Origin of the sequence: Mammaliicoccus sp. L-M44 (assembly GCF_022386355.1) — a bacterium.
GTDB lineage: Bacteria > Bacillota > Bacilli > Staphylococcales > Staphylococcaceae > Mammaliicoccus > Mammaliicoccus sciuri_A.
In genome coordinates this window covers 24,890-37,257 of the sequence record NZ_JAJNIU010000010.1, presented here as the reverse complement: position 1 = coordinate 37,257, position 12,368 = coordinate 24,890, and the positions used below count along the sequence as shown (strand labels likewise).

Here is a 12,368-nt window from a genome sequence, read left to right as displayed (position 1 = left end):
AAAAACCGAGACAACTTAATGTCTCGGCTTTTATTTTGTTTAATCAAGTTTATTCAATATCGAATTAAGCTTCGATGATTGTAACAACGCCTGATCCAACTGTACGTCCACCTTCACGGATTGAGAAACGAGTACCGTCTTCAATAGCGATTGGTGAAATTAATTCAACGTCCATTTCAACGTTGTCGCCAGGCATAACCATTTCAATACCTTCTGGTAAGTTAACTACACCAGTTACGTCAGTAGTACGGAAATAGAATTGTGGGCGGTAGTTTGTGAAGAATGGAGTATGACGTCCACCTTCGTCTTTAGATAATACATAAACTTCAGCTTTGAATTTAGTGTGAGGTGTGATTGAACCTGGTTTAGCTAATACTTGACCACGGTTAACGTCTTCACGAGCAACACCACGTAATAATGCACCGATGTTATCTCCAGCTTCAGCGAAGTCTAATAATTTACGGAACATTTCAACACCAGTTACAGTTGTTTTAGAAGATTCTTCAGTTAAACCGATGATTTCAACTTCTTCACCAACAGTGATTTGACCACGTTCAACACGGCCAGTAGCAACAGTACCACGACCAGTGATTGAGAATACGTCCTCAACTGGCATCATGAATGGTTTGTCAGAGTCACGTTCTGGAGTTGGAATGAATGTATCAACAGCTTCCATTAATTCCAGGATTTTATCTTCGTAAGCTTCGTCGCCTTCTAATGCTTTTAATGCTGAACCAGCAATTACAGGAACGTCGTCGCCTGGGAAGTCATATTCAGATAATAAGTCACGAACTTCCATTTCAACTAATTCTAATAATTCTTCATCGTCAACCATGTCAACTTTGTTTAAGAATACTACTAATGCAGGAACACCTACGTTACGTGATAAAAGAATGTGCTCACGAGTTTGAGGCATTGGACCGTCAGCAGCAGATACTACTAAGATACCGCCGTCCATTTGAGCAGCACCAGTGATCATGTTTTTAACATAGTCAGCGTGTCCTGGGCAGTCAACGTGCGCATAGTGACGTTTTTCAGTTTCATATTCGATGTGTGAAGTATTGATTGTAATACCACGTTCTTTTTCTTCTGGAGCGTTATCGATTTGGGCGTAAGAACGAGCTTCTCCGTCACCAGAACGTTTTGCTAATACAGTTGCGATAGCAGCTGTTAAAGTAGTTTTACCATGGTCAACGTGACCGATAGTACCAATATTGGCATGTGTTTTTGAGCGATCAAATTTTTCTTTAGCCATTATAAAATCTCTCCTATTCATATTAAAAATTATTTTTTATTTAATCCTCATGATGGTTACTCACCATCATGAGGATAACCTATAGTTAATTTATAAATCATTTTGAGGAAAAAATCAATTTATTAAAGCGAATGTATTATTCACCTTTGTTTTTCTTGATAATTTCTTCAGAAATTGATTTAGGAACTTCTTCGTAGTGGTCAAATACCATAGTATAAGTACCACGACCTTGAGTGTTAGAACGTAAGTTTGTAGCGTAACCGAACATTTCTGAAAGTGGAACAAATGCACGAACAACTTGAGCGTTACCGCGTGCTTCCATACCTTCAACACGTCCACGACGACTTGTTACGTCACCCATGATGTCTCCCATGTACTCTTCAGGCATAACGATTTCAACTTTCATCATTGGCTCTAAGATTACAGGGTTACATTTTTTAGCTGCTTCTTTAAGTGCTAATGACGCAGCAACTTTGAAGGCCATTTCAGATGAATCGACATCATGATATGAACCATCATATAGTTTAGCTTTAACGTCAACTAATGGATATCCAGCTAATACACCGTTTTCCATAGCGTCTTTAAGACCAGCTTCAACTGATGGAATGTATTCACGAGGAACTACACCACCGACGATAGCGTTTTCGAATTCGAAGCCGCCACCTTGTTCGTTAGGTGTGAATTCAATATGAACATCACCATATTGTCCACGTCCACCTGATTGACGAGAGAATTTACCTTGAACTTGTGCAGATTCTTTGAACGTTTCACGGTAAGATACCATTGGAGCACCAACAGTACATTCTACTTTGAATTCACGTTTCATACGGTCTACTAAGATATCAAGATGTAATTCACCCATACCACCGATGATAACTTGTCCAGTTTCATGGTCAGTGTGTGCATGGAATGTTGGATCTTCTTCTTGTAATTTAACTAATGCGTTAGTCATTTTATCTTGGTCAGCTTTAGATTTAGGCTCAACAGATAAGTGAATAACAGGTTCTGGGAATTCCATTGATTCTAAGATAATGTTATCTTTTTCATCACATAAAGTATCACCAGTACCAGTATCTTTAAGACCAACAGCACCTGCAATGTCACCAGAATATACAGTAGAAATCTCTTCACGAGAGTTAGCGTGCATTTGTAGGATACGACCTACACGTTCACGTTTACCTTTAGTAGAGTTTCTTACGTATGAACCAGATTCCATTGTACCTGAATAAACACGGAAGAATGTTAATTTACCTACGAATGGGTCAGTCATTACTTTAAACGCTAATGCAGCGAAAGGCGCTGAGTCATCAGGTCTAGCAATTACTTCTTCATCTTCGTTATCAACTCTATGTCCGATAATAGGTTTAACATCTAATGGTGATGGTAAGTAGTCAATAACAGCGTTCAACATTAATTGAACACCTTTGTTTTTGAATGCTGTACCACATAATACTGGGTAGAATTCAACGTCACAAGTAGCTTGACGGATAGCCGCTTTAAGCTCATCAATTGTGATTTCTTCTCCACCTAAGTATTTTTCCATTAAATCGTCATTTGATTCAGCAACAGCTTCAATTAAAGCTTCACGAGCTTCTTCAGCTTGTTGTTTGTGAGATTCTGGGATCTCAATTTCGTCAATTTCAGTACCTAAGTCATTAGTGTATTGGAAACATTTCATTTCTACTAAATCAATAATAGCGTTGAAATCGTCTTCCGCACCAATTGGTAACTGAATTGGGTGAGCATTTGCTTGTAAACGCTCATGTAGTGTACCAACTGAATATTCAAAGTTAGCACCCATTTTGTCCATTTTATTAATGAATACAATACGAGGTACTCCGTAAGTTGTAGCTTGACGCCAAACTGTTTCAGTTTGAGGTTCAACACCTGATTGCGCATCAAGAACAGTTACAGCACCATCAAGTACACGTAATGAACGTTCAACTTCAACTGTGAAGTCTACGTGTCCTGGTGTATCGATGATGTTTACACGGTGACCATCCCATTGTGCAGTAGTCGCAGCAGAAGTGATTGTAATACCACGCTCTTGCTCTTGATCCATCCAGTCCATTTGTGAAGCACCTTCATGTGTTTCACCAATTTTATGGATACGGCCTGTGTAATAAAGAATACGTTCAGTAGTAGTAGTTTTACCAGCATCGATGTGAGCCATGATACCGATATTACGAGTGTTTTTCAAAGAAAAATCTCTTGCCATAGTATTCTTACTCCTTCCAAAACATTGGATATTTGGTTGTTGTTTATATAGATACTTTGATACCCTAAGTGTTTAAAAAACTATAGATGACCTATAAATAAGCCTCTTTATAATTTTAACGCTTAGGGTTCTAAGTTCTATCTTACCAACGGTAATGAGCAAACGCTTTGTTAGCTTCTGCCATTTTGTGAGTGTCTTCACGTTTCTTAACAGCACCACCAGTGTTATTGGCAGCATCTAAGATTTCATTAGCTAAACGCTCTTCCATAGTTTTTTCACCACGAAGACGCGCGTAGTTAACTAACCAACGTAAACCTAAAGTAGTACGACGTTCTGGACGTACTTCTACAGGTACTTGATAGTTTGAACCACCTACACGGCGAGCTTTAACTTCAAGTACAGGCATGATGTTGTTGATAGCTTCATCGAATACTTCCATAGCATCTTTACCTGAACGTTCTTGAACAAGTTCGAATGCAGAATAAAGAATTCTTTGAGCAGTACCACGTTTACCATCAAGCATGATTTTGTTGATTAATTTTGTTACTAATTTAGAGTTGTGAATTGGATCTGGTAAAACATCTCTTTTTGCAACTGGACCTTTACGAGGCATAATCGTAATCCTCCTTCCTCATTATAAAGTTTAATTGTTTTATCGTCATTTAAAAAACTGTTATTTACAGAAATTTAATGTCAAATTATTTTTTAGCAGCTTTAGGTTTTTTAGCACCATAAAGTGAACGGCTTTGCATACGACCGTCAACACCAGAAGTGTCTAAAGCACCACGTACGATATGGTAACGCACACCAGGTAAGTCTTTTACACGTCCACCACGAATAAGTACAACACTGTGTTCTTGTAAGTTGTGGCCAATACCAGGGATATACGCGTTTACTTCGATGTTGTTTGATAAACGAACACGAGCATATTTACGTAAAGCTGAGTTAGGTTTTTTAGGTGTCATAGTTCCTACACGAGTACATACACCACGTTTTTGAGGAGAGTATACAGTAGTCATTTTTTTCTTCATGCTATTGTAACCTCTGTTTAATGCTGGTGCAGTTGATTTTTGTGATTTACTAGTACGAGGTTTACGTACTAATTGGTTAATAGTAGGCATCTTTAATGTCCTCCTCTCTTCATTTCTTAATTCCACACATCCAGGTGGTTCATTTTAAGTCAAATAAAAATAGTAAGCACAGCTTACACATTTATTTAAGCAATGCAACAACTGTCGCATTAACTTCTATTCCATAGCGTGATCCAAGTTCTTGTCGACTAGGACTATAACTTATCGGAACGCCTGTCTCAAATGCTATCGATAACACTTTCGACAAAATATGAATATTGACATCTTGAGCAATGATTACTTGACGTACATCATGCTTCAATAATGCTTTAGTGGTCTGTTTTAAACCAATGACATAACTGTCTTGATTTAAGCTTAAGGCTTTTTCATTAGACATTTCATATCCTCCAAAGCGTCTGCTTTCATCAACCTTAACAATAATAACATTGCACAGTTATAAAGTCAATCATTTTCAAGGTGTTTTTATAATAAAATACAAGCTGTTCTAGGAACCTAGAACAGCCCATATATATTAGTCAGTCACAACTTGTTCTTCAGGTACTACTTCTTTTTCAACTTTTTCAAAGTCAACACCAGTATATCTTCTCATACCTGTTCCGGCAGGGATCAATTTACCGATGATAACATTTTCTTTAAGTCCAAGTAAGTCATCACGTTTACCTTTAATAGCAGCATCTGTAAGTACTCTTGTTGTTTCTTGGAATGAAGCAGCTGATAAGAAACTTTCAGTCTCAAGAGATGCTTTCGTAATACCAAGTAATACAGGTTTAGCAGTTGCTGGACGTTTACGCGTCGCAAATACTTCTCTGTTTGCATCAGTGAATATATGAATATCAACTAATGCACCTGGTAATAATTTAGTATCTCCTGCTTCAATAATTCTTACTTTACGAAGCATTTGTCTAACCATAACTTCAACGTGTTTATCTGAAATTTCAACACCTTGCATACGGTAAACTTTTTGTACTTCTTTAAGTAAGTAACTTTGAGTAGCATTTAAGCCTGCAACAGCTAGTAATCCTTTAGGTTCAATTGAACCTTCAGTCATAACTTCACCACGTTCTACGTATTGACCTTCTTCAACTTTAAGTCGAGCAGTACCTGGTGCGTTATAAGTACGGATTTCATTTTCGCCTTTAACTTTAATTTCTTGTTGACGATCTTTAACGATCGTAATTTCAGTTACTTCACCATTAATTTCAGAAATAACAGCTTGTCCTTTAGGGTTACGTGCTTCAAATAGCTCTTGAATACGAGGTAAACCTTGAGTGATATCGGCACCTGCCACACCACCTGTATGGAATGTACGCATTGTAAGCTGAGTACCTGGTTCACCGATTGATTGTGCAGCAATTGTACCAACTGCTTCACCAACTTCAACTTGTTCACCAGTTGCTAAGTTCTTACCATAACATTTTTCACATACACCGTGACGAGTATTACATGTAAATGCAGAGCGAATATGCATTTCAGTAATACCTGCATCAACTATTTGTTTAGCAATATCAGCAGTTATTAATTCATTAACTTTAATAATTACTTCATCTGTTTCAGGATGACGTAATGTTTCTTTAGAGTAACGACCTTCAATACGTTCAATGAATGGTTCGATTAACTCTGATCCTTCTCTAATATCTGAAACAAGTAATCCACGGTCAGTTCCACAGTCTTCTTCTCTAACGATAACATCTTGTGCTACGTCAACTAGACGACGTGTTAAGTAACCTGAATCGGCAGTTTTCAGTGCTGTATCGGCAAGACCTTTACGCGCACCGTGAGTAGAGATGAAGTATTCAAGTACTGTTAAACCTTCACGGAATGAAGATTTAATAGGTAACTCGATAATTCGACCAGATGGGTTAGCCATCAAACCACGCATACCAGCTAATTGAGTGAAGTTTGATGCGTTACCACGGGCACCAGAGTCACTCATCATGAAGATTGGGTTTAAGCTGTCTAATGACATCATTAATTTTGCTTGAATATCATCTTTAGCTTTTGTCCAAATTTCAATTACAGCAGCATAACGTTCGCTTTCAGTAATTAAACCACGGCTAAATTGTTTCTGTACTTTATCTACTTTGATTTCTGCTTCTCCAATAATTTCTTGTTTATCAGGAAGTACCACAATGTCAGAAACCCCAACTGTAATACCAGCTCTAGATGAATATTTAAATCCTAAGTCTTTCATCTTATCAAGCATTACAGATGTATCTGTAATGTGGAATTTATTAAAGATTTCCGCAATGATTTGACCTAAGAATTTCTTGTTAAATGGTTTAACAAGTTCAACATCTTGTAAGTACTCGATTAATCCACCTTCTGGAATATCAGTAGGTGATACAAAGTATTTATCAGGTGTTGATTTTTCTAAATTGAAATTCGTTGGTTCATTAATATACGGGAATGAATCCGGCATAATTTCATTGAAAATAATCTTACCAACAGATGTGATAAGTAATTTATTGTTTTGTTCTTCAGTGAATGTTGGGTTCTTTAATGATCTTGCATGAACAGCTATACGTGAATGTAAATGAACATAACCATTTACATACGCTTTAATAACTTCTTCTGTTTCACTAAAGATTTCACCAGCTCCAGTAGCGCCTTTACGTTCAAGTGTTAAGTAATAGTTACCTAATACCATATCTTGAGAAGGTGTTACGACTGGTTTACCATCTTTAGGGTTCAAGATGTTTTGAGCTGCAAGCATTAACATACGTGCTTCTGCTTGTGCTTCTTTTGATAATGGAACATGGACAGCCATTTGGTCACCATCAAAGTCAGCGTTATAAGCAGTTGTTACAAGTGGATGAAGTCTGATTGCACGACCTTCAACTAATGTAGGTTCAAATGCTTGAATACCTAAACGGTGAAGTGTTGGTGCACGGTTTAATAGTACTGGATGTTCTTTAATAACATCTTCTAGTACATCCCAAACTTCTTCTTCCATTCTTTCTATTTTACCCTTTGCATTCTTAATGTTTGTAGCAATTTCACGTTCAACCAGTTCTTTCATAATGAAAGGTTTGAACAATTCTAACGCCATTTCTTTCGGTAGACCACATTGATACATTTTAAGGTTTGGTCCAACTACGATAACTGAACGACCTGAATAGTCAACACGTTTACCAAGTAAGTTTTGACGGAAACGACCTTGTTTACCTTTTAACATATGTGACAATGATTTTAATGGACGGTTACCTGGTCCAGTAACTGGACGACCACGACGACCATTATCAATTAAAGCATCTACAGCTTCTTGTAACATACGTTTTTCATTTTGAACGATAATACCAGGTGCACCTAAGTCTAATAAACGTTTCAAACGATTATTACGGTTGATAACACGACGGTATAAATCATTTAAATCACTTGTTGCGAAACGTCCACCATCTAATTGAACCATTGGACGAATTTCAGGTGGAATAATTGGTAATACATCTAAGATCATCCAAGATGGGTCATTACCTGAGTGACGGAATGATTCAACAACTTCTAGACGTTTAATTGCTCTTGTCAATCTTTGTCCTGTTGCTGATTCTAATTCTTCACGTAATTCTTTTAATTCTTTATCTAAGTCAATATCGCTTAATAAGTCACGGATTGCTTCTGCACCCATTTTTGCTGTGAATTTACCTGGATATTTATCATAATACTCACGGAATTCACCTTCAGTTAATAATTGTTTCTTCTCTAATCCAGTTGGACCTGGATCAATTACAGTGTAAGAAGCAAAGTATATAACTTCTTCAAGTGAACGTGGTGACATATCAAGTAAAAGTCCCATACGACTTGGGATACCTTTGAAGTACCAAATGTGTGAAACTGGAGCTGCTAATTCAATGTGCCCCATTCTTTCACGACGCACTTTTGATTTAGTAACCTCTACACCACAGCGGTCACAGACCATGCCTTTATAGCGTACTCTTTTATATTTACCACAACTACATTCCCAGTCCTTAGTTGGACCAAAAATTTTCTCACAGAATAAACCATCTCTTTCAGGTTTTAACGTACGGTAGTTAATTGTTTCTGGTTTTTTCACTTCACCAAATGACCAAGAACGGATCTTTTCAGGTGAAGCAAGTCCTATTTTCATGTAATGGAAATTATTTACATCAATCAAGGAGCCTACCTCCTTCAATTTAAATTAGTTGTGCCGGTTGATTGATAATGTATAACAAATGTAAAGCGCAAATGGTTAATCAAATGCGCTTTATTAACTTTTAGTCAGTTACTTGTTGCCCTTCTATTGATGCATCTTGTGAAACACCTAAATCAACTTTCTTGTCCATCATATCTTCATCTTCTAAATCACGCATTTCGATTTCGTTATCGTGTTCGTCCATAACTTTAACGTCTAGACCTAAACTTTGTAACTCTTTCATTAATACGCGGAATGATTCAGGAACACCTGGTTTAGGGATGTTTTCTCCTTTTACGATAGATTCGTAAGTTTTAACACGACCTACTGTGTCATCAGATTTATAAGTTAAAATCTCTTGTAAAGTATAAGCTGCACCGTAAGCTTCAAGTGCCCATACTTCCATCTCACCGAAACGTTGTCCACCAAATTGAGCTTTACCGCCAAGTGGTTGTTGTGTAACAAGTGAGTATGGTCCAGTAGAACGCGCATGTAATTTATCGTCTACCATGTGTGCAAGTTTAAGCATGTACATTACACCTACAGATACACGGTTATCAAACGGTTCACCAGTACGACCATCGTATAGTACAGTTTTACCATCACGAGCCATACCTGCTTCTTCAATAGTTGACCAAACATCATCATCGTTTGCACCATCAAATACTGGTGAAGCAACATGAATACCTAAATTCTTAGCTGCCATTCCAAGATGAAGTTCTAATACTTGTCCGATATTCATACGAGAAGGTACACCTAATGGGTTTAACATGATGTCAATTGGTGTTCCATCTGGTAAGTAAGGCATATCTTCTTCAGGTAAGATACGTGAGATAACACCTTTGTTACCGTGACGACCACACATTTTATCTCCGACATGTATTTTACGTTTTTGAACGATGTATACACGTACTAATTGGTTTACACCTGGAGATAATGAATCATCGCCTTCTTCTCTGTTAAATACTTTAACATCTAATACAATACCACCTGCACCGTGAGGTACACGTAATGATGTATCACGAACTTCACGAGCTTTTTCACCAAAGATTGCATGTAATAATCTTTCTTCAGCTGTTAATTCAGTTACACCTTTAGGCGTTACTTTACCAACTAGGATATCTCCGTCTTTAACTTCAGCACCAACATAAACGATACCACGATCATCTAAGTTCTTAAGCGCATTGTCAGAAACGTTAGGAATATCACGTGTGATTTCTTCAGGTCCTAATTTAGTGTCACGAGCTTCTGATTCATATTCTTCAACGTGAATTGAAGTATAAACATCATCTTTAACAAGACGTTCACTCATGATTACAGCATCCTCATAGTTATAACCGTCCCAAGTCATGAAACCAACGACTACGTTACGTCCAAGTGCCATTTCACCAAGTTCCATTGAAGGACCATCAGCTAAAATTTCACCTTTAGAAACAATATCTCCGCTGGCAATGATTGGACGTTGGTTGTAACAAGTACCTGAGTTACTACGTTTGAATTTAGATAATGGGTAACGATCTAATTCTGTTTCGATCTCTTTTCCATTCTCTTCAACAATACGTCTAACAAGGATTTCTTTTGCTTCTACGTGCTCAACTCTACCTTTATACTTAGCAACTACTGCTGCACCTGAATCACGTGCAGTTACGTGTTCCATACCAGTACCAACAAATGGTGCTTCTGGGTTCATTAAAGGTACCGCTTGACGTTGCATGTTCGCACCCATAAGCGCACGGTTAGAGTCATCGTTTTCTAAGAACGGAATACATGCTGTCGCTGCAGAAACAACTTGTTTAGGAGATACATCCATGTAGTCCATACGTTCTTTAGGTTTCGTAGTGTTGTCCCCACGGAAACGACAAAGTACTTCGTCATCTACGAATTTACCTGTTTCATCAAGTACAGAGTTTGCTTGCGCAACTACATAGCTGTCTTCTTCGTCAGCTGTTAAGTAGTCAATTCTGTCAGTAACTTGGTTTGTTTCGATGTTTACCTTACGATAAGGTGTTTCAATGAAACCAAATTCATTAACTCTTGCATAACTTGATAATGAGTTGATTAAACCAATGTTTGGTCCCTCAGGCGTTTCAATTGGACACATACGACCATAGTGAGAGTAGTGAACGTCACGTACTTCCATACCAGCACGCTCACGAGTTAAACCACCCGGTCCTAATGCTGATAGACGACGTTTATGCGTCAACTCTGCTAATGGGTTTGCTTGGTCCATGAATTGAGATAATTGAGAGCTACCAAAGAATTCTTTAATAGATGCAATTACTGGACGAATATTAATTAATTGTTGAGGTGTGATTGAATCAGTGTCTTGAATTGACATACGTTCACGTACAACACGTTCCATACGTGATAAACCAATTCTGAATTGGTTCTGTAGTAATTCTCCTACTGAACGTAGACGACGATTACCTAAATGGTCGATGTCATCTGTGTAACCTACACCATGTAACAAGTTGAAGAAATATGATAGTGAAGAAATAATATCTGCTGGTGTAATACATTTCACTGCTTCATCAGGGAATGCATTACCAATCACTGTTGTCGTACGTTTTTCTTCATCACCAGGAATATAAATTTTAACTGTTTGAACTTCTACTGGCTCATCTAAGACACCACTATTAAGTTCATAAACATGAATATTAGCGTTTGATTCTAAAACATCGATGATTTTATCTAAATTACGACGGTCTAAAACAGTACCTTCTTCAGCCGCAATTTCACCTGTTTCAACGTCAACGATAGGCTCAGCTAAAGTTTGGTTGAATAAACGATGTTTAAGATGTAATTTTTTATTCATTTTGTAACGACCTACTGCCGCTAAATCATAACGTTTTGGGTCAAAGAAACGTGAATATAATAGACTTTTAGCGTTCTCTACTGTTGGTGGTTCTCCCGGACGTAAACGCTCATAAATTTCAAGCAATGCTTGGTCTGTTGTTTCAGTATTATCTTTGTCTAATGCATTTCTTAAATACTCATTATCACCAAGTAAATCAATGATTTCTTGATCTGATGAGAATCCTAAAGCACGGATTAATACTGTAATTGGTAATTTACGTGTTCTGTCTATTCTTACGTAAGGAACATCTTTAGCATCTGTTTCATATTCTAACCATGCACCACGGTTAGGAATTACAGTAGTTCCAAAACTCACTTTACCGTTTTTATCAACTTTTTCGTTGAAGTAAACGGATGGTGAACGTACAAGTTGAGATACAATAACACGTTCTGCACCGTTAATTACAAAAGTACCAGTGTCAGTCATTAATGGGAAATCACCCATGAATACTTCTTGATCTTTCACTTCGCCTGTTTCTTTGTTAATTAAACGGACTTTAACGCGTAATGGTGCTGCATATGTTGCATCACGGTTTTTAGATTCTTCTAAATCATACTTTGGTTCACCTAGACGGTAATCTACGAACTCTAAAGAAAGGTTACCTGTAAAATCATCAATTGGAGAAATGTCGCGGAACATTTCTAGTAAACCTTCTTTTAGAAACCATTCATATGATTTCGTTTGAATCTCTATTAAGTTAGGTAGTTCTAAAATCTCGGAAATTCTCGCATAACTTCTACGAACACGATGTCTTCCATACTGGATAAGTTGACCTGTCAACAGATTCACCCCTCAAATAT

Annotated in this window: 7 protein-coding genes; all 7 read right to left on the bottom strand. The window is 37.5% G+C overall.

What is annotated here, in order from left to right; all coding sequences use genetic code 11:
• Positions 1–64: 64 nt before the first annotated feature.
• Positions 65–1,255: an elongation factor Tu gene (gene tuf, locus LQ611_RS07285; protein WP_107565230.1), complete on the bottom strand. Its 1,191-nt coding sequence runs from the start codon at positions 1,253–1,255 to the stop codon at positions 65–67.
• A 136-nt stretch (positions 1,256–1,391) separates the two neighbouring features.
• On the bottom strand, positions 1,392–3,473 hold the full coding sequence (fusA, locus tag LQ611_RS07280) for an elongation factor G (protein ID WP_107565229.1): 2,082 nt from the start codon (positions 3,471–3,473) through the stop codon (positions 1,392–1,394).
• Between the two features lie 142 nt (positions 3,474–3,615).
• Positions 3,616–4,086, bottom strand: coding sequence for a 30S ribosomal protein S7 (gene rpsG / locus LQ611_RS07275; RefSeq protein ID WP_025904867.1), 471 nt, complete (start codon positions 4,084–4,086; stop codon positions 3,616–3,618).
• A gap of 85 nt (positions 4,087–4,171) precedes the next feature.
• A complete protein-coding gene (gene rpsL, locus LQ611_RS07270; protein WP_025904866.1) occupies positions 4,172–4,594 on the bottom strand; it encodes a 30S ribosomal protein S12 in 423 nt (140 codons plus the stop codon).
• A 91-nt stretch (positions 4,595–4,685) separates the two neighbouring features.
• A complete protein-coding gene (locus LQ611_RS07265) occupies positions 4,686–4,940 on the bottom strand; it encodes a ribosomal L7Ae/L30e/S12e/Gadd45 family protein (protein ID WP_025904865.1) in 255 nt (84 codons plus the stop codon).
• Positions 4,941–5,075: 135 nt separating this feature from the next.
• On the bottom strand, positions 5,076–8,693 hold the full coding sequence (rpoC, locus tag LQ611_RS07260; RefSeq protein ID WP_107572785.1) for a DNA-directed RNA polymerase subunit beta': 3,618 nt from the start codon (positions 8,691–8,693) through the stop codon (positions 5,076–5,078).
• A gap of 100 nt (positions 8,694–8,793) precedes the next feature.
• Positions 8,794–12,348 (bottom strand): DNA-directed RNA polymerase subunit beta, encoded by a 3,555-nt coding sequence (gene rpoB / locus LQ611_RS07255; RefSeq protein WP_037589920.1) that lies wholly within the window; start codon positions 12,346–12,348, stop codon positions 8,794–8,796.
• Positions 12,349–12,368 lie beyond the last annotated feature (20 nt).

Coding starts and splice junctions, on each gene's coding strand:
- LQ611_RS07265 (WP_025904865.1), bottom strand. CDS start 4,940: ATGTCTAATGAAAAAGCCTTAAGCTTAAATCAAGACAGTTATGTCATT.
- rpsL (WP_025904866.1), bottom strand. CDS start 4,594: ATGCCTACTATTAACCAATTAGTACGTAAACCTCGTACTAGTAAATCA.
- fusA (WP_107565229.1), bottom strand. CDS start 3,473: ATGGCAAGAGATTTTTCTTTGAAAAACACTCGTAATATCGGTATCATG.
- tuf (WP_107565230.1), bottom strand. CDS start 1,255: ATGGCTAAAGAAAAATTTGATCGCTCAAAAACACATGCCAATATTGGT.
- rpsG (WP_025904867.1), bottom strand. CDS start 4,086: ATGCCTCGTAAAGGTCCAGTTGCAAAAAGAGATGTTTTACCAGATCCA.